The organism is Shewanella woodyi ATCC 51908, from assembly GCF_000019525.1.
In the GTDB taxonomy this organism is placed as follows: domain Bacteria; phylum Pseudomonadota; class Gammaproteobacteria; order Enterobacterales; family Shewanellaceae; genus Shewanella; species Shewanella woodyi.
Genome location: NC_010506.1, coordinates 3,539,817 through 3,558,544, shown reverse-complemented (window position 1 = coordinate 3,558,544; position 18,728 = coordinate 3,539,817). Strand labels below are relative to the sequence as shown.

14 protein-coding genes are annotated in these 18,728 nt (G+C 45.1%); 9 read left to right on the top strand and 5 right to left on the bottom strand.

Going from position 1 to position 18,728, the window contains the following annotated elements; translation table 11 throughout:
* Positions 1–65 precede the first annotated feature (65 nt).
* The 4 genes from SWOO_RS15030 (at position 66) to SWOO_RS15015 (ending at position 3,441) form a co-directional block, all read left to right on the top strand.
* Positions 66–854 carry a segregation and condensation protein A gene (locus SWOO_RS15030; RefSeq protein WP_012325518.1) on the top strand — a complete coding sequence of 263 codons (789 nt, stop codon included), beginning with the start codon at positions 66–68 and terminating at the stop codon, positions 852–854.
* Between the two features lie 72 nt (positions 855–926).
* Positions 927–1,535 carry an SMC-Scp complex subunit ScpB gene (scpB, locus tag SWOO_RS15025; RefSeq protein WP_229377409.1) on the top strand — a complete coding sequence of 203 codons (609 nt, stop codon included), beginning with the start codon at positions 927–929 and terminating at the stop codon, positions 1,533–1,535.
* A complete protein-coding gene (gene rluB, locus SWOO_RS15020) occupies positions 1,528–2,391 on the top strand; it encodes a 23S rRNA pseudouridine(2605) synthase RluB (protein WP_012325516.1) in 864 nt (287 codons plus the stop codon). The genes scpB and rluB overlap by 8 nt, the downstream gene beginning before the upstream one ends.
* Positions 2,392–2,529: 138 nt before the next feature.
* Positions 2,530–3,441 (top strand): hypothetical protein, encoded by a 912-nt coding sequence (locus SWOO_RS15015; RefSeq protein WP_012325515.1) that lies wholly within the window; start codon positions 2,530–2,532, stop codon positions 3,439–3,441.
* A 62-nt stretch (positions 3,442–3,503) separates the two neighbouring features.
* On the opposite strand, the gene SWOO_RS15010 is transcribed toward SWOO_RS15015, so the two are convergent.
* A complete protein-coding gene (locus SWOO_RS15010; RefSeq protein WP_012325514.1) occupies positions 3,504–4,241 on the bottom strand; it encodes a YciK family oxidoreductase in 738 nt (245 codons plus the stop codon).
* Between the two features lie 263 nt (positions 4,242–4,504).
* On the opposite strand from SWOO_RS15010, the gene SWOO_RS15005 reads away from it, so the two are divergent.
* From SWOO_RS15005 to SWOO_RS14995, 3 genes are all read left to right on the top strand, one after another.
* Positions 4,505–6,976 carry a VolA/Pla-1 family phospholipase gene (locus SWOO_RS15005; RefSeq protein ID WP_012325513.1) on the top strand — a complete coding sequence of 824 codons (2,472 nt, stop codon included), beginning with the start codon at positions 4,505–4,507 and terminating at the stop codon, positions 6,974–6,976.
* A gap of 206 nt (positions 6,977–7,182) precedes the next feature.
* Positions 7,183–8,214 carry a protease SohB gene (gene sohB, locus SWOO_RS15000; RefSeq protein ID WP_012325512.1) on the top strand — a complete coding sequence of 344 codons (1,032 nt, stop codon included), beginning with the start codon at positions 7,183–7,185 and terminating at the stop codon, positions 8,212–8,214.
* A gap of 141 nt (positions 8,215–8,355) precedes the next feature.
* A complete protein-coding gene (locus tag SWOO_RS14995) occupies positions 8,356–9,381 on the top strand; it encodes an AraC family transcriptional regulator (protein ID WP_012325511.1) in 1,026 nt (341 codons plus the stop codon).
* Positions 9,382–9,430: 49 nt separating this feature from the next.
* Here SWOO_RS14995 and SWOO_RS14990 read toward each other — a convergent pair whose 3' ends face one another.
* From SWOO_RS14990 to SWOO_RS14975, 4 genes are all read right to left on the bottom strand, one after another.
* The gene (locus SWOO_RS14990; RefSeq protein ID WP_012325510.1) at positions 9,431–10,612 is read right to left on the bottom strand and encodes an SO2930 family diheme c-type cytochrome; all 1,182 of its coding nucleotides are present in this window, start codon (positions 10,610–10,612) and stop codon (positions 9,431–9,433) included.
* 78 nt (positions 10,613–10,690) lie between these two features.
* Positions 10,691–13,333, bottom strand: a complete 2,643-nt coding sequence (locus SWOO_RS14985; RefSeq protein ID WP_012325509.1) for a parallel beta-helix domain-containing protein — start codon at positions 13,331–13,333, stop codon at positions 10,691–10,693.
* 306 nt (positions 13,334–13,639) lie between these two features.
* Positions 13,640–14,758: a DUF481 domain-containing protein gene (locus SWOO_RS14980; RefSeq protein ID WP_041417687.1), complete on the bottom strand. Its 1,119-nt coding sequence runs from the start codon at positions 14,756–14,758 to the stop codon at positions 13,640–13,642.
* 100 nt (positions 14,759–14,858) lie between these two features.
* Positions 14,859–15,431: an arylesterase gene (locus SWOO_RS14975; RefSeq protein WP_012325507.1), complete on the bottom strand. Its 573-nt coding sequence runs from the start codon at positions 15,429–15,431 to the stop codon at positions 14,859–14,861.
* A 43-nt stretch (positions 15,432–15,474) separates the two neighbouring features.
* Between SWOO_RS14975 and SWOO_RS14970 the strand changes: the two genes are divergently transcribed.
* Together SWOO_RS14970 and SWOO_RS14965 are read left to right on the top strand one after the other, a co-directional pair.
* Entirely contained in the window at positions 15,475–16,215 is a 741-nt protein-coding gene (locus SWOO_RS14970; RefSeq protein ID WP_012325506.1) for an ABC transporter ATP-binding protein, read from the top strand.
* Positions 16,215–18,680, top strand: coding sequence for an ABC transporter permease (locus SWOO_RS14965; RefSeq protein ID WP_012325505.1), 2,466 nt, complete (start codon positions 16,215–16,217; stop codon positions 18,678–18,680). Before SWOO_RS14970 ends, SWOO_RS14965 begins: the two co-directional genes overlap by 1 nt.
* The last annotated feature ends 48 nt before the right edge of the window (positions 18,681–18,728 follow it).

Genomic DNA, 18,728 nt, shown 5'->3' with positions numbered 1-18,728 from the left:
GCTTTGAGTGGCTAAACTAGCTGCTCTGGCTTTAAAACCTTTGATACTTAAGCTGAGGACAGTGGATGCAGGGGACTCAAAAAAGTTTACCTCTTGCCATTGTTAGAGGCGAGCCAGTTAAGAATTTTCCGGCTGATCTTTTTATACCGCCAGAAGCGTTAGAAGTTTTTCTCGAGTCTTTTGAAGGTCCTTTGGATCTTCTTTTATATTTGATCCGTAAACAGAAATTAGATGTGGTAGAGCTACCTATCTGGCCTGTGACAGAGCAATATTTAGAGTATATTGAGTTGTTACAAGGTGCGCGAGTTGAGCTTGCTGCTGATTATTTAGTGATGGCTGCGACATTGGCTGAGATTAAGTCTCGGTTATTACTGCCGCGTCCTAAGAGTGAAGTTGAAGATGAAGAAGATCCTCGTGCTCAATTAATTCGTCAACTGAAAGCCTATGAGGTGATTAAGCTGGCGCAGCAGGAGTTAGATTCGCTTCCTCGGCTAGAGCGGGATATTTTTCAGGCCAAAGCAGCACCTGCACCGGATATTAAACCTGTGTTATTGCCACCTAGTGTTTCATTAGCGGATATGGCGAGAGCCTTTGCTTCTGTACTTCAGCGAGTCGAAGCAACTGAAGATCACCATGTAAAGCGAGAGGTGTTGTCGACGCGTGAGCGAATGACTCAGATCCTTGCCCTGCTAGATGGTGAAGATTATCTGCCGTTTGAAGCACTGTTTGATGTCAAAGAGGGGCGCAGCGGAGTGGTGGTAAGTTTTCTGGCCTTAATGGAGCTGGTCAAAGAGCTTTTAGTGGAGTTGATACAAGCTGAGCCATTTTCAACCATACATGTTAAGGCTTATTGATTGTCAAAGAGTAAATTATTACAGATTAATCCAGATCAGCTTAAACAGCTTATTGAAGCCGCCCTGTTTGTGATGGGAAAAACGGTGACAATAAAAGGTTTAAGGGAGACGGTACTGGTAAACTTCAATGTATCAAGGGCTAAAGTTAAATTAGCGATTGAAGAGTTACAGGAAGATTACCAAGGGCGAGGGGTTGAGTTGGTTGCTGTTGCCGGTGGTTATCGCTTTCAAACAGTAGAAGCCTTAAGTCCGTATCTTCAGTGTATGTGGCAAGAGAAAGCCCCAAAATATTCGAGAGCGACGTTAGAAACCTTAGCGGTTATTGCATATCGTCAACCTGTTACCCGAGGTGATATTGAATTTGTACGTGGTGTGGCAGTGAGCAGCCATACCATTAAAACCCTGTCCGATAGACATTGGATCAGAGCGGTAGGGCATAAAGAGGTACCGGGAAGACCGGCGCTTTATGGTACTACAGCAGAATTTTTAGCTTACTTTGGCTTAGATACGTTAGCGGATCTCCCTCCGTTGTCAGATCCTGAGTCACTAGCGGCACTGTTTTCAAATGCAGAGTCCTCAAATGTTCCTGTATCGGAAGATGAAACGGTGAATATTGAGCACTTGGCAGATGAAACTGAGCCTACAGAAACACAAAATAGAGAAGAGTCTACTAATGAGTGAAAAATTGCAGAAAGTCTTGGCCCGTGCAGGCCATGGCTCCCGTCGTGAGATGGAGGCATGGATTGCTGCAGGTCGAATTAGTATAGATGGTGAGATCGCAAATCTAGGTGATCGCGTCGAAGCGGATGTTAAGATCAGAATCGACGGACGTGCGGTGTCAATTAAGTCTGAAGAGGATTTAGTTTGCCGTGTGATCGCTTATCACAAACCGGAGGGCGAGATCTGTAGTCGCAAAGATCCTGAAGGTCGTCCAACGGTTTTCGACCGTTTACCTAAGACCCGTGATTCACGTTGGGTTGCAGTTGGTCGTCTGGATATCAACACCTCTGGTTTACTGCTGTTTACATCGGATGGTGAGCTGGCTAACCGCTTAATGCACCCTTCAAATGAAGTTGAACGTGAATATGCGGTGCGTACTTTCGGTGAAGTGACCGATGCTTGTATTCAGCGCCTTCGTACTGGGGTGACTTTAGAAGATGGCCCAGCCCATTTTGATAAAGTTAAAGCTGCCGGTGGTGAGGGGATGAACAAGTGGTGGCATGTGTCACTTGCTGAAGGACGTAATCGTGAAGTTCGTCGTTTGTGGGAATCTCAAGAGGTTCAGGTGAGCCGTCTTATCCGTATTCGTTACGGTATGATTGAATTACCAAAATCTTTGCCACGTGGTGGCTGGGTTGAACTTGAACTTGAGCAGGTGAACTATTTGCGTCAAACCGCCGGTTTAGCGATTGAGAATCGTACACTGTTAGGTACAGATAAACACAGTGTTGCCCGTGCGAAAGTTAAAAGCGCTAAAATTAAACGTGCGGTTAATAAGCATAAAGTGAATGCTGCTAAAAATACCCGTCAGCGTTAATTGAACAGCTTAAAGGACTGATATCAGTCAGAGTAAAAGGCCGCATTAGCGGCCTTTTTTGTACCTAGAGTTTAGTGGAGATAACATTCACTCGATAGCGTGCTATAAATAGATTAATACTATGGAGCAGGCTTTTTGATGAAATTAATCTCAGTTGATAAGATATGGGACAGGGCAGATCATAATGCCTTTACCGATATGGTGCGCTTTGGTGATCACCTTTACTGCGTTTTTCGTGAAGCGACTGCCCATGTTTCTGATGATGGCGCACTGAGGGTAATTCGTTCTGCCGATGAGGGGAAAAGCTGGGAGTCTGTCGTTTTAATGCAGATGAGTCATGCAGATCTTCGCGACGGTAAATTAATCTCATACAAAGGTGAGCTTTTACTGCTTGGTTTAGGCAGTTTTATCTCAAGGGTTAAGCAGGAGAGGCAGTCCTATCTTTGGCGAAGTCAAGAGGGTCTCACTTGGTCAGATCCCATTGAAGTCGCAAAACCGAATGACTGGCTTTGGCGACTTGTGGAGCATAAAGGCGTACTGTGGGGGATCTCCTATTTCCCCAAACCTAAGGGATACGCAAGTTTATACAGAAGCCCAGACGGTCACAGTTTTACCCGCGTATTTAAAAAGTTTAATAAGCAAGGGTATGTGAATGAGTCAGGTCTATTTTTTGATGAGAATAACTGCGCTCACTGCTTATTGAGACGAGATCCTGTTTGGGGGCCTGAGGAGACGGCGCTTTTAGGATTTTCTAAACCTCCCTATCAGTACTGGAGATGGAAAGAGCTGGATAAGCGGATCGGTGGGCCAGTTAGCTTTTATTATCAAGGACATCATTACGGCGTTGTGCGCCTCTATGATAATAAGATCCGCACCAGTATTGCCGAGATAAACAGCGTGACAGGGGAGGTGAATGAATTACTTAGTTTACCTTCTGGCGGTGACAACAGTTATGCTGGCGTGGTACTCGATAGGGGAAGTTTAAAGGTTAGTTACTACTCATCACATGAAGGGAAAACAGCCATCTACTTCGCAGAGGTAGATATTTAATACATAAAGTGATGAATAGAAAAGGGACCTCAGGTCCCTTTTTGCATCTTGTCTATTTTGGATTATTGAGCGTTAAGCTGCTGGCCATTAACCTCGAGAGAGTCATTGCCCATTAGGTAGAGATAAGTTGCCATTATCTCCTCTGGAGCCTTGATAGATTGTGGGTTTTCTGCAGGGTAGGCATTAGCACGCATACCCGTACGGGTAGCGCCTGGATTAATACTATTTGCACGTACATTTGAACCGTCATATTCATGGGCGATAGCCTGCATCATGCCTTCGGTGGCAAATTTAGAGATTGCATACTCTCCCCAGAATGCTTTGCCTTGACGACCAACGCTGCTAGAGGTGAACACCAATGAAGCTTGCGGCGCTTTCTTCATCACAGGAAGTAGGGCTTTTGTCATCATCACTTCTGCAATCACGTTTACCTGCATAACCTCTTTTACCGAATCCATAGAGATATGTTCAAACGGGCCTAGTACACCCAACATGCTCGCATTGTGTAGCAGTCCATCTAAGTGACCAAACTGCTGCTCTATGGTTTCAGCCATATCGATATAATTCTGCTCTGTTGCTCCCTTAAGATCCAGCGGTACGATGGCAGGTTTTGGGTAACCAGCTTGTTCAATAACATCATAGACAGCTTCCAATTTCTTTACTGTCTTTCCCAGTAAGATAACGGTTGCACCGTGTTTGGCAAAACTGATGGCAGCTGCACGGCCAATGCCGTCCCCAGCGCCTGTGACTAGGATTGTTTTGTTAATAAGTAGATCTTTTGCTGCTTGATATTCCAACATGGGTCAATATTTCCTATCGGCGGAAAAGCCCGCCACCTCTAGAGTCACTGATGTGATGAACGTGTGTTTAAAACAAATGATTAATTATTGTTCGCATATTCATGAGTTTTTGTGACAAAATTGTAGCTAAGTCAATATATTTGCGTTAACTTGAACTAAGGTAGGGACCTATAAAAGTCCTATTTGGCCACATATGATTGCCTATTGTGACCAAATTTTTTGGGGAAAACAAAAATTATTACAACAAGATTTGGGGAAGAAAGATGAAAAGACTCTTTTTGGGTGTTGCAATTGCATCTGCGCTTGGGCTGACGGGATGTAGTGAGGATAGTGTTGAAGAAATTAAAGATAAGGTAGAGCCTCTAATCCCTGTGTCACATTTGGCTTTTGATCCTGCAAATGGCGTGGTACCTCTGCCAAATGATCTTCTTTTTAGTGGTACCAGTGACGGTACACTTAATCTGCCAGGTGAGGCAGCTGACGGAAGCAGTGATTATACCGATCCTACAATGGCACTAGGTGCGTTAGATGGTTGGTCTACAACATCCCCAATCTCAATTACAGTAGAGCCTGCAAGTGATCATGATGGTTCTGTGTTGTCATTAGATGTTACCTCTGTGTCACAACCCGGCGCGGTGAGAATGTTTGAAGCAACCGTGGGTGGTGCACTTTCAAGCGACCCTGAGTGTCAGGCTGCAACTTCAGTAACAGCGTGTAAAGTCGGTGAAGAACTTCAGTATGGCGTTGACTTTATATCAACAGGTTCAGGTAATACGATTGCTATTATTCCGCTTAAACCACTTAAGCCAAATCAATCTTACATCTACGCGACCACTAACCTTATTATGGACTCAGAAAAACGCAGCATAGCGCCATCGACAAGCTATGGTCTGCTAAAGCTTGATTTTGAAACTGAGACTTTGGAAACTGACGATCAGAAGCTGTTGCAAGAGATAGTTAACAGTTATGAGAAAGGCATGGCTGCAGCTCACGGCGTCGATGCTGAGTCGATCACCTATTCAGGACTGTTTACTACTCAATCGGTTGCCGATGTCTATGAGACGACTAAGCTACTGATGTTAGATCCAACTCCAGGTAACCCGTTTGCACCTTCAATCTCCCTTCCGCAGCCTCACCCTCTAGGGATCACGGTTGCGCAAGCGGCAGGTTTGACTCCTGCTGATGGCGTTGCATATGCGGTGTCGAGTTTAGCGGATGTTTATACTGCTGAGCTGACTATCCCCACCTTTGGTGCTTGTGATTCGACAAAGTGTTCAGGTATTAGTGGCTCATGGAAAGCATTGGGCGATAGCCCGGTATCTGTACTGCTTGCACTTCAGGCGGGGACGTTAAGCCAAACAAACTTTGGAATGCAAGCTGCGGCTTACAATATTGACCCTGCAGCTGCATTAGCTAATCCTGCATTATTAGCGGGGAAAACTTGGTTACTGGATGATGGAACTGCTGCTGATAAAGCAAAGCACTTGACCAAATTTAACCCTATTCCACAACCTACAGGGCAAGAGGTTGTTCCTGTTCTCATCTCTATGCCTGATGCTGAGCGAGTTGCACAGTTTAGTGCTAGTCAGGGGCTGGATTTCACACCACCTACTGCAGGTTGGCCAACCACCATTGCTATGCATGGATTAGGTGGCGGTAAAGAGATGTCTCTTGCTTATGCTGGCTCTTATGCTGCATTAGGAGTGGCAACTATCGCCATTGATATGCCATTGCATGGTTCTCGCTCTTACGATGCTAACAGTGATGGCGTGTATGAAGTATCTGCAACTGATCCAAGTTTTGGTAGTGTTGTGGGGACTCCTGATGCGTTTGCAAATGGTAATCCTTTAGTATTTATTAACATTGAAAGCACACTGAGTGTCCGTGATAATTTCCGTCAGGCGACTAACGATCATTTAGCACTACGCGCGTCATTAACTGGTCTTGCTGGGGCACTTGCACAAGCTCAGTATCCACAGATGTTTGATATTAATAGTATCAGCGCACAAGGGCTAAGTTTAGGGGCCATTGTAGGGACTAACTTCTCCACTTACGCGAGTACTGGTGTGACTCACCCAGAGTCGGGACTTGATTTAAGTTATGTTTATAAACTGAATGCGGCATCACTAGTTGCCCCAAGCGGTGGATTTGCTGGGACCTTTATCGGCTCTGCGACATTCGGTCCATTACTATTTGCCAATGTGACGGCGAGCGATACTTTCCAAGCATTAGTCGATGAAGCGAATACTGCGGGTTATGAGCCAGGCTCTACTGAGTATGCGGCTCTGGTACAAACTGTTTATGCTAACTTCTTGCCTAGCTTTGCTTTTGCTGTACAAACTGCTGTGGATAGTGCCGATCCGATTAACCATGCCGCTGCACTTAAAGCGACTGAGCTTCCGATACACTTGATTGAAGTGGTTGGAGACGGTGACATGCATCTACCAGATCAGGTGTTGCCTAATAGAGTTGAGAACTTCCCAGTCTCTGGTACTGAGCCGTTAATCGCTAATTTAGGCTTGGCCTGTGTAGACACGACAACAACGGGTGCTTCAGGAGCTGTTCGATTCTCTAAAGGTCACCACAGCTCAATTGTGAGCCCTGATGGTGTTGAAGGCTCTGCAGATGCAACAACTGAGATGCAGACACAAGTTGCTAGCTATGCCCTTACCGCAAGTAAAGGAAGTGCGAGTATTATTGTTTCTGATGACGAGGTTCTTCAAGAGTGTCCTTAACTCCCGAAGATATGTTTGCTTTGAGTTATAAATTTAGATCTGAGTGAACTGTAAACTTGTTTAAAAACCCAGCAAATGCTGGGTTTTTTTATGGTTAACTCATCTATTGTTACTTTTGTTATTAGCCTCTTGGCTGTTAGAATAAGCCTCAATTTTTAGATTGAATTTATACCTATGGGTATCAGATCGATTTGCAGGAGCATATTTTGGAATTTTTGTACGAGTATGGGATGTTTTTTGCTAAAGCGATCACGGTCGTGTTATCGATTATTGCGGTTGTGATTGTTATTTTAGCGTCTGCTGTTAAGCAAAAAGGCGGTAAAGGTGAGCTAAGGCTGACCAATATCTCTGAAGAGTTGAAGGAGTTGCAACACGATCTTAAAGAGGAGCTGTACACTAAACAGCAGTTTAAAGCTTACGAGAAGCAGCTTAAAGCCGATGAGAAGGCCAAAGAGAAGGCGCTTAAAGAGCAGAAAGAACCTGTCTCTGAGCCAAGAGTCTTTGTGGTTGATTTTAAAGGTAGCATAGACGCCAATGAGGTTTCATCGCTGCGTGAAGAGATCAGTGCCATTATCGCAATTGCAGAACCTGGTGATGAAGCCATTGTGAATGTAGAGAGTGGCGGCGGTATGGTTCATGGTTATGGCTTAGCCTCGAGTCAACTAGACCGTCTTCGTCAGGCTAATATTCATCTTACAATCTGTGTGGATAAAGTAGCAGCCAGTGGCGGTTACATGATGGCCTGTGTTGCTAATAAAGTGTATGCGGCTCCCTTTGCTATTGTTGGCTCTATTGGGGTGGTAGCACAAGTACCAAACTTCAATAAACTGCTGAAAAAACATGATATTGATTATGAGCAACACACGGCAGGTGATTTTAAGCGCACCTTGACCGTATTTGGTGAGAACACAGATGAAGGGCGTGAGAAGTTCCAGCAGGAGCTTGAGGAGACCCATGAGTTATTTAAAGGCTTTATCTCTCAATACCGTCCTGAGCTTGAGCTTGCGAAAGTCGCCACCGGTGAGCATTGGTATGGGCAGCAAGCGATTGAGCTTGGCTTAATTGATGCCATCGCTACCAGTGATGATGTGGTGATGAACTTAGCCAAAGAGCGAACAGTGATAAGAGTCAAGTATCAGCTTAAGAAGAAGTTTGCCGATAAGCTTGCTCATGCGGCTTCTTTGTCTGTGAGCTCAGTCTTTAATAAAATGGCTGAGAAAAACCAGCCACTGACCTAGATGCCACATCTTGATACCGATTGATATAAAGCCTGCATTTTGCAGGCTTTTTTTTGACTCATTGCTGAGTTTGTCAGAAAGTACTGTTAAATCTTTGCTGAATAATATACAAAATAGGTAAGAATAAAAAAGAGACTCCAGATGAAGTACGTCCAAAGTTACAAGAGGAATATGTTGGTTGGTGATCAATCATATCCTGCTTATCAACTACGAAACCTGCTTAACTACCTTAAGGTACATTATGGTGATGAGGTCGTTGATAAATTATGCTCGCAGATAGGGCTTGGAATCTCTGAATTAGAGCACCTACAACTCATCTATGTTTGGCAGGCCGACTTTGCGATGGAGTTTCTACAGCAATATACCCAAGACCCTGAGATAGGTGCCAAAGTGGGCAGTCAGTATCTGGTGAAAGATCTGGATTTTCTACTGACTTTTTTCAATCAATGCAAAACCATAGGCGAATGTCTGCAGTTCGTGCTCTCTCATCCCGAGCGGGTAGGAAGCTTTACCGATACTTTAGTGACTAATGAAGATGGCGAGCTTCGTATACGTTGGCTTAATACCGGAAGAATTAATAGAGAGCGTTACTCCTGTCAGTTTCAACATAGTGTGTGTGGTTTAGTCAAAATAGGTTGTGGGTTAGCCGGTCAAACTATCCGCTTTGGGCGAATATCATTAGCTGAAGAGGAGCGCGATGCGAGTTTTTTAGCTTCAGTGACCGGCGCTGATGTGCAGTTTGCTTCAGAGTTTAATGAGTGGTCGATAGAGCATAAATATCTTTCGCTACCTGTGACCTATGATTTTGACAAAAACCTGATTAATACGGTTTCAAATCAGCAACCTTCCTATATTGAACACCTGTTAGATCAACTAAGGAGCTCTTTTCCTGATTGCCCCAATATGGAGCAGATGGCCGAAATACAAAATATCAGTTCAAGAACCTTGAGGCGTAAGATATCTCTGGCGGGTAGTAGTTATCAGAAGTTGGTCGATCAGGTTCGATCTCAAGCCGCCATCGGTCTTATCTTGTCAGAAGAGCATAAGGTTGAGGACATTGCCGAGGTGATGGGATTTGGCGATGTCAGTCATTTTCGGCAAAGTTTTAAACATTGGCTAGGTCATCCACCTGGTCATTTCTTGAGGCTTAACGAGAAGGCTAAATGAGAACAAGTAGCGACCGTGTGAGAAGTGGCTTTTCAGCCACTTGGACAGACTAACTTTGGCAGTTACCTAAACTTGGGGGAAGGGAGTCAATCCACTGTTTAATCAGTATGACAGCTTCTTGATGCACTAAGCTCCTGCCAATGGGAGGCATTCTGTCTTTCGGGTTATTCAGCTCTTGTCTGTAGAGTAAAATCGAGTGTTCACCATCCCCTGGGATCAAGTCAAAAGAGAGGCCTTTAGCTCCCCCGTCCCAGCCAGGAGATTGTTTACATACGCCATATTGGTAGCTGGTGTGATCGATATGAAAGCCAAGTCTAAGGCCTGAAATGCTCGCAAACCCTTCCGCTCTATGACAATGAGCACAGTTGATATCGAGATATCCTTTCACTCTTTGGGTCAAGTCGGCATTTTTGTCAAACAGTGATGGTGCTGAGGCGATTTCAGTGCTGTTGGGTAGGGATTCGAGTAGCTCCCTATCTGCCCAAAGCTGGAGTTGGTTGACGGTTTGACCTTGGTAGTTAATCTCTGTGTTTAATAGGTGTGCTTTTAGTCCAATAGGTGCGATTTTACTCTCGCCATCACGGTTTATCTGGTGACAAAGTTTACATTCTGCACGGCTAGGGACGTGATAGTCGAACTGAGCGACCTCTCCTTGATGGTTTAATGTATGAGGAATATCCGCACCGCCAAGGGTGAGTTTTGCCTTGCCTTCTTGCCAAAGGTAGGGGAGAGTCGTCCAGCCACTCTCTCTGTGGATCAGCAGTCGTGTTTCTATCTTTATCTCATTTTCAGCCCCTTTGACTTGGGTGTCATAGGGCATGGAGAAGGTTTTAGTTAGCACGGTGCCCACTGGGAATTGAAAAGCATCGGTTGGGTGATAGTTTGCTTTTTTCCCTTCAGGTATAAATATAAACCTGTGTTTGTTGGCGTAGTTTGTAAAAAGTTGAGTGGAGAGCTCATAGGCAAGACCGGGAGAGACTGGCTCCGATGTTGGGCTGATAGGATCGATAAACAATCCATATTGAGAAAGAGTGTCGCAATCCTCACTCATCAACGCTTCCCAGTTAACTGAGGTGGTGGTTTGTTCACACAATGAGCTGGGAGCTGGGGTTACCTCAGGTGTTTCTGTACTGGGGGAGGTGGGGGTTTCTGCGACTTGGCTGTCGCCATCGCCACCCCCGCATGCCGAGGTAAAAAGGAGCAGAAATATTAATTGGGCTAATAAGCGCATACTTCACCTATATTGTGGCTCAGGTAAGAGAAAAAAGGCCGGAATGAACCGGCCTTATCTTTTTCTATCTACGAGCTATTACTGTGAACAGCTGGCTAAAGGTAGACGTCTTATCCACTCATGGATAAGCTCAACACCCTCACCATGGGTTAAGCTACGCCCAATCTCAGGCATGCGATCGCCTGGTTCATTAGTATCCATTCTGAAGTGAAGGATAGAGCGCTCAGGAGCTGAGGGCACTACATCATAACTAAGCTCTCCACCACCGTAGGCCACTGGCGATTTACAGGTTCCGTGTGCAAACCCATCAGCATAGGGTCTCCAGTACTCCAGTGTAAGCCCAGTGTTTGAAGCGTTACCTTCAGGACGATGGCAATGTGCGCAGTTAATATCTAAGTAACCTTTAGCGGTTTCCATTAGCAGCTGGTCTGAGAGCGAGGTTAAATCCGCTTCGTCACCGTCAGCAAATGTAGGAACGGTATCAATGCTTGTCACATCGGGTACCCCCTCTAATATACCTGCAGCTTGCCACTTCATGAGCTGATTCATGGTGCCGTCAGCATAGGCATAGTCTTTGTTTAGGTAACGTGCTTTAGGCCCTATAGGAACAAAAATCGCTGGGCTATCAGGCGCTGCCTTGAACTGGTGACACTGCTTACATTGATTCATACTCGGTACGACATAATCAAAATCGAGCGTTTCCCCATTATGGACCACCTGCTTACCTTGAATCGCCCCCGCTTTTGCTAACACGGCGTCACTTTTCTCTGCATTGTAGATATAGGGTAGAGCTGACCAACCGGTTTCACGACGGATCAATAAGCGAGTTTCAACCAGATCTTCTTTGTCTAGACCGCGTTCATTAGTATTAGCAGGCAGAGCGAAGGCTTTGCTTATCACTGTACCAACTGGGAAATCCATGCTTTCTTGGGCTGAGTAACTTGCCACTTTTCCTTCTGGTACAAATACAAAACGGTATTTACTTGCATAATCAGTGAACAGTTGAGTATTCATGTCATAGGGTAAGCCACCAGAGTTGGCGCCAGTTGATGGGTCTGAATTATCGGCAAAGAGATTATAATCTGACAAGTTTGGGCAGTTAGCTCCTAAAAGCGCATCCCAATTGACCTGATCGCCTGTTGTTTCACACAGGGCCAGATCTCCATCTCCTACCAGTCCGCCTTCTCCTTCACCTATGGTGCCACCGCCACCGACTAAGTTACCGCCATCACAACCCGCTACATCGTCATCGACGCCACAACCGAAAATCTCATCACCAAAGGTGACAGTGTGGACGGGTAAACTGAGCTGAGCACATTTCATAATTTCTTCTTGTGTCGGCTCAAATAGAACATCGGGGATACTAAGATCGGTATTATCGTTGGCGTAGAGTCGACCAAATGAAACATCGCCATTATTAGTCGCACAGATATTGTCACTGCCATCTTCGGCAAAGGGCTGCTCCTGTAGGCCCAGATACGCTGCAGTGCCGTTATTGGACAACATCTCCCCTAAACCGTCATACAGAACGCCAGGGAACTGACCATGGGTAAGTACATAGGCTTTGATAATATCGTCAATAAGATAACCATTGGGTTTTTTACCAAAGCCGGTGATCACATTGTCATGGAGATAGATATTGCGTGGTGTTGGTCTCCAGCCATCTTCTATGGGTTGATCGGCTTGTCCATAGTTAGCAACAAATGCATTCATATCAGGTTCTGCGATAAAGAAGCTAGTGATCGCAACGCCCATGGTGTCGTGGTTGGTAATTTCGTTATTAAAGATCTCTACATCATCGGTAGAGAGGATGATCATGCCCGTTCCTGGTGGAACGATATGGACACCTGCTGGATTGGCAGAGGCATTGGCGAAGTTCTTGGTGTTATTGTCGTATACCTTATTATTGAAAATACGTACGCTTGAGCCATACCTGTGGTTATTAATCGGCAGATCAAAAACTAAGATACCACCAGTATTTCCTACGGCTTCGTTATCATAAACATCAGCATATTTTGAGTTTTCAATCTCAATACCTGCCACGTTCTCTTTGGCGATATTGCGGCGAACCACAATATACTCAGACTGGCCGACGTAAATACCCGCATCGGCGCTGCCTCGAACATAGGTGTCTTCAATCAGGATATTTTCACATTCAACAGGGTAGAGGCCGTAGGCGCCATTGTTTTCATCGAGCTCACCTTCCCAAACTGTCGCCAGACGTCTTAGGATAATCCCGTTTGTGTTCTTAAGTTTAATACCGTTATTTTTAGCTTCATTCACAGAGAGATCTTGAATGATAACGTTCACTGCATTTTGTACGAAGATACCATCACCGGTTAGGGATTCAGAGAAGTCTAAAACTGTCTCCTCCATGCCATATCCCATAATGGTGATATTTTTTGCCATTGAGCCATCACCGTCGACATCACCATCAAACAGTAAGGTCGAGGCTATCTTGAAATTACCCTTAGGCAGCACGATAACGTCATTGCTCTGGGCGTTAATCAAGGCTTCCTGAATTCGGATAGTCAGGTTTTCCCCATCTTCAATCATGATAGCTCCCTCGGGGAAGCTAGGTGTGGGGTCGGGGATAGGTAATACCGCAGGCTTATCCTCTACAACTGGGTCATCATCATCCGATGAACATCCACTTAGACTTAGCGCGACGGCACTGGCCACAAGAGAGGGCAGTAACCATGATGGTTTCTTGTTAAACATAGCGTCTCCAGCTTATTTTTATTATTCCTTTCCTAGATTGCACTGACGTACCATATATGCAATGTGAAATCTGGCCAACAACTGATTAACAAGCCTGTATCAAATTGTGTTTTTAAAAAATTAAACGAACTTGGTTTGATTTTTCTTTTAAAAACAATATGAAAGACATGGAAGTAAACGGAGTTGGATTAAGGTGAGCTGATAGAAAATATTTCGCAGAAAAAGCAATAATGAGTAGACGTGGAGTGAGGATGATAAATGATATGAAAGGCCGCATTGCGGCCTTATAAAACTAGCTAAAACGTATTAGATATCGATACCGAAGCCGATGATAAATTGGTAATCATTTTGCTTAGGTATGGTGTTATCTGAGTCTGGTTGTGGTTTATTGGTATGATCCCAAACAAAAGAGAGATCAAGATCAAACATGTCGGTTAACTCAATGGAGAAACCTGCTACCGCATGGTGTGTGTAGCCACCAGATGTTTCACTGCCATATTGGAGTCGATACAGAGTGTTGAAGTCGATATCACTGGTAATCTCTGTATCAAAGTAAGTCTCGACCACAAGTGCGGCGCTGCCCTCATCCTCTTTCTCGCCTGGTGCAACATTATCAAACTTGGTGTAGTTGTAAGCTGGACCGCCACTGATACTCCACTCTGTTTTCGAGCTGTCAATGATGTCGTAACCCACACCAAAGCCGAGTGTTGTTTTGTATTGGATGTTCTTAATTGGATCCATGTAAACTTCGGCAAACACAGGTCTTAAGTAAAACTGTTTAGACAAATACCAATCAAAGTAAGTATTGATACGATGATTATTGATATTGTTCTCACCCTCAGTCTTAGAGTAGTTTCCTAAGTAATCAAGATTATATCTAGATTCGGTAGTGCGGCGCTGAGTATTGGCAATTGCGCTGTAATCAAGCTGTTTGGTATTACCTGAGCGTAGGTTAGCACCTAGCGATATCTTGCTAGACCAGTAGTTTGCTTCTGTCTGCTCGCCAGCAATGATAGTCATTATCTTAGTGCGGTCAAACTCTTCGCCGCCAATATAGGTTTTGCCATCTTTAACCAGTAACTTTCCGGTCTTGGTGCTGAGATCGGTAAAGCCGACGCTGACTAGGCCATTACTTTGTAAAACCTTGATATCTTCCCAGTCGATATACAGGGTATCAAGTTCATCACTTTCAAACTCAAGCTTGTCATCATAAAGGGTCTTTATTTCCCCTTTTAAGAGTTCAAATGAGGTCAACTGAACCCAATCAAATGCACTATCTGCTGGTGGATAAAGTTGTGCTGGAACCATCTGCTGATCCGCAGGTTTCATTGGTGAAGTTGCGGATGCAACAGGTGCAAAAACTAAAGGTGAGCATATCGCTAATATACTGGAAACGATAGTGATGTTGTTGAAACGACTTTTCAAAAGCCTTCCCCTAATGACTGATATTTGAAAGGGCGAAAATTTTACAGAAGATCCGCCTTTCAAACAAACGCTGAGTCAAAGTTTTAAGTCATAATGGGATCTATAATGCTTTTTCAATCCAAGGTACGACAAACTCGGCGATATCATTTTGCGCCGATGCATTGGGGTGAATACCGTCTCTTTGCATAAAGTCTGGATTGATGGCTATTTTTGTCATAAAAAATGGCATTAGGGTTATTTGGTGCTCTGCGGCTAAGTCTGCATAGACCTGATTGAACATCTTGGCATATCGTGGACCGTAATTTGGCGGAACCATTATCTCTGAAAGGAGTAGTTGACTCCCTTGAGCCTTGGTTAAGGTAATTATTTTTGTAAGATTTTCTTTCAGTTGTTGTGGGGTAAATCCTCTTAGTCCATCGTTACCACCGAGTTCAACCAGAACCAGCTCAGGCTTTACGGAGTCAAGCAGGGCGGGGAGTCTACGCAATCCTCCCGCAGTTGTTTCACCACTGACAGAGCCGTTGACTATCTCATGTTGTGGCATCTTCTTGCGCATTAAGTTAACCCAACCTTGATCTTCATCGACTCCATAACTTGCACTTAGGCTATCACCTAGGATTAATATAGGTGCAGCAATCACTTGAGAACAAGATAGAATGGCCGCTAAGCTCATTAGGCTAAGTGAACGTTTAAGCATCGAGGTAGAGAAGAATTTTATGTCAGAAATCAGTGCAATCACAGTAAAGGCTCTCGTTAAATCAGTGGCTACCCAAGAGGGAGAGCTTACTATCCTCAACGGCATTAATATGGATGTCAAGCAGGGACAGAGTATTGCGATACTCGGTCCATCGGGCTCGGGTAAGTCAACCTTACTTGGATTACTCGCCGCCCTTGATTCACCAAGCAGCGGTGAGATCATACTCGATGGTGTGGCGTTACACTCATTGAATGAAGAGAAGAAAGCTGCACTGAGAAAACAGAAGGTCAGCTTTATTTTTCAATCCTTTATGTTGGTTGATACCCTCAATGCGTTAGAGAATGTCATGTTGCCTGCTGAGCTTGCTGGCATTAATAATGCGAAGGAGAAAGCGCAGTCCATGTTAGAAAGGGTGGGGCTAAGTCACCGACTGACTCACTTCCCAAATCAACTCTCCGGCGGTGAACAGCAAAGAGTGGCCATTGCAAGGGCCTTTATTTGTGAACCTAAAGTGCTGTTTGCCGATGAACCGACTGGAAATCTGGACGCAGCCAATAGCCAGAAAGTTGCCGATATGCTGTTTGAGCTTAATCGAGAAAGTGACACAACATTAGTGCTGGTTACCCACGATCTTGCATTAGCTAAACGTTGTGAGCGGCAACTACTGATGAACAGTGGTGAACTGAGCGAAGACTCTGAGATGGAGACTCAAAAGAGGGCTCATAAACCAGTTAGTCTGCATAGTGTGGGAGTGAGCTAATGGAGATACAACTGGCTTGGAGGCTGTTTAAACGGGAACTGTTGCAGGGGCAACTGCTACTAATTGTATTAGCGATAACACTCGCTGTGTTATCGGTAACAGGTTTGGCTAGGGTCAGTGAGCGTTTACAGATAGCGATTAATGGGCAGGCATCTAAATTTATTGCCGCTGACCGAATTATTAACTCTCCTGTCAAGATAGATGAGTCTATTTTAGCTAAGGCCGATGAGCTTGGGCTGCGCCATGTTTCCAGTATGCAGTTTAACTCTATGGTGTTTGCGCAGGATAAGTTCCAACTTGTTACCGTTCGCGCAGTTGAGGAGGGATACCCTTTAAAGGGCAAGATAGAGCTTAATAAGAAAGAGGGGGGAGAGTACTCAGAACTGCCTAGAGCAGGGCACCTGTGGTTTGAAACCCGTCTTGGTGGGTTATTGGGTTACCCTAAAAGGCTTGAACTGGGTAATCAAGAGTTTAGTCTAAGCGCTGAGATAGCGCGTTTACCCGATGCAGGTTTTAACCCCTTTGCCTCTTCACCTGTTGTATTGATGAGGATAGAGGATGTGGCAAGTACAGGGGTTATTCAGCCGGGTAGCCGCGTGACCTATCTTGCGCAATTTGCAGGCGAAGCTGAACAATTAGCTGAGTTTGAAACCTATGCAAAACCGCTGCTTAACAGCTCTCAACGCTGGGTGGATGTGCAATCTGGCGACTCACCCATCGCCGACGCCGTAAAACGTGCAGAGCGTTTTCTGTTATTGGCCAGTTTACTCGGGATCGCGCTTGCATGTGCCGCTATCGGTATCGCGGCTCAGCGATACTGTCAGCGCCACTATGATGTGGTTGCCATGTTAAAAACCTTTGGTGCGTCTGCAAAACAGATCCGTATCTTGTTTGGTGTGCATCTGCTGTTAGTGACCTTTTTCGGGGTGGTGTTAGGACTTATTGGGGGATTTGCCTTAGATGGGGCGATAACGGCTTTCTTACCAGCGGAGATCGCGGCTTACTCACCGCCATTATTGAGGCCCATACTGCTTGGGCTTGCCACAGGTTTTATTAGCGCCTTTATGTTTTCGGCTTACCCGTTAATGAGGCTTCTCTCTATCCCACCTTTGCGTGTATTACAGCGTCAGTTAGAAGGCTTACAGCTGGGGATGTGGCTGCACCTTATTTTAAGTCTATTAGCCATGGCTGTCCTAGGCTATCTCTACTCTAAGAGCTTACCGTTAACCTTGACGGTAGTGGCTGGTGTATTGTTATTGGGTCTGCTGTTAAGTGTGCTTGGCTTTGCCATGATCCGTGCTGGACACAGTATCGGCATGAAAACCACCAATCCACTGCAACTGGCTTTAGCGGGCTTAAGGCGACGAGCCAAGCAAAATGCTATACAGCTGGTGGGATTTAGTAGCGCCTTGGTCTTGCTGCTGACAATTTTGGCTCTTCGCCAAGATCTACTGAGTGAATGGCAAAATCAGCTACCTGAAAATGCGCCTAATTATTTTCTGGTGAACATTGCGCCGGATGAGTCTGAGCCATTGGGCGAGTTTCTTGCACAAAACACCGTGAAAACCACCGATATCTATCCAGTTATTCGGGGGCGTCTAATCGAGATCAATGGTGAAAAGTTGATCTCCGCTGAGCAGGAAAAAGAGGGCGTTGAGGGCAGACGTGGGATCTCACGTGAGTTGAATCTGACTTGGCGTGAAGAGTTACCTGAAAACAATGAATTACTCGAGGGGGAGTTTAACGTTAATGATAATGATGTGTCTGTTGAGTCAGGTGTTGCTGAGCGATTAGGGATAAAACTGGGTGATAGCCTTACTTATGTGATTGATAACCAAAACTTGACTGTGAATGTGACCAGTATCAGGGAGGTGCATTGGGAGACGCTGCAACCTAACTTTTTTATGATCTTTACTAAAAGCTCACTCTCCTCATTTGCACATACTTCGATGGCCAGTTTCTATCTGGATGAGGGACGCTCAGATGTGGTATTGCAGATCATTAAACAGTTTCCTACAGTCTCGATTATTGATGTGGGAAATATGATCAAGCAGCTTCGTCAAATCATAGATCAGGTATCACTTTCACTTACATTAGTACTTGTGTTGGTGATCCTTGCAAGCAGCTTGGTGATGATAGCTCAGACCGAGGCAGGCATGGCGACACGTCAAAGAGAGTTGGCGGTATTAAGGACCTTTGGTGCTTCTGGTTGGCTACTTAGAATGGCGACCGGGCTAGAGTTTGCTTTGCTGGGTGCCATTGCAGGACTTCTTGCTGTGATAGTGGCTGAGTTTACCCTTTACCTGCTGAAAACTCAGGTGTTTGAGCTTAACGTGTATATGCACTGGCCTTGGTGGGGAATAGCACCTGTGTGCGGTGCACTTATTGTGGCGCTCTTAGGTGTGTGGCGCTGTCGTCAGCTGTTAAGTAAGTCCTGTAGTGAACTGTTAAAATCACCCACATAGTGATGTGCACAGTGTAATAGATAAAGGGCGATATCTACGGGTATCGCT

Coding starts and splice junctions, on each gene's coding strand:
- SWOO_RS14990 (WP_012325510.1), bottom strand. CDS start 10,612: ATGCGCTTATTAGCCCAATTAATATTTCTGCTCCTTTTTACCTCGGCA.
- SWOO_RS15015 (WP_012325515.1), top strand. CDS start 2,530: ATGAAATTAATCTCAGTTGATAAGATATGGGACAGGGCAGATCATAAT.
- scpB (WP_229377409.1), top strand. CDS start 927: ATGGGAAAAACGGTGACAATAAAAGGTTTAAGGGAGACGGTACTGGTA.
- rluB (WP_012325516.1), top strand. CDS start 1,528: ATGAGTGAAAAATTGCAGAAAGTCTTGGCCCGTGCAGGCCATGGCTCC.
- SWOO_RS15010 (WP_012325514.1), bottom strand. CDS start 4,241: ATGTTGGAATATCAAGCAGCAAAAGATCTACTTATTAACAAAACAATC.
- SWOO_RS14975 (WP_012325507.1), bottom strand. CDS start 15,431: ATGAGCTTAGCGGCCATTCTATCTTGTTCTCAAGTGATTGCTGCACCT.
- SWOO_RS14995 (WP_012325511.1), top strand. CDS start 8,356: ATGAAGTACGTCCAAAGTTACAAGAGGAATATGTTGGTTGGTGATCAA.
- SWOO_RS15030 (WP_012325518.1), top strand. CDS start 66: ATGCAGGGGACTCAAAAAAGTTTACCTCTTGCCATTGTTAGAGGCGAG.
- SWOO_RS14970 (WP_012325506.1), top strand. CDS start 15,475: ATGTCAGAAATCAGTGCAATCACAGTAAAGGCTCTCGTTAAATCAGTG.
- SWOO_RS15005 (WP_012325513.1), top strand. CDS start 4,505: ATGAAAAGACTCTTTTTGGGTGTTGCAATTGCATCTGCGCTTGGGCTG.
- SWOO_RS14985 (WP_012325509.1), bottom strand. CDS start 13,333: ATGTTTAACAAGAAACCATCATGGTTACTGCCCTCTCTTGTGGCCAGT.
- SWOO_RS14965 (WP_012325505.1), top strand. CDS start 16,215: ATGGAGATACAACTGGCTTGGAGGCTGTTTAAACGGGAACTGTTGCAG.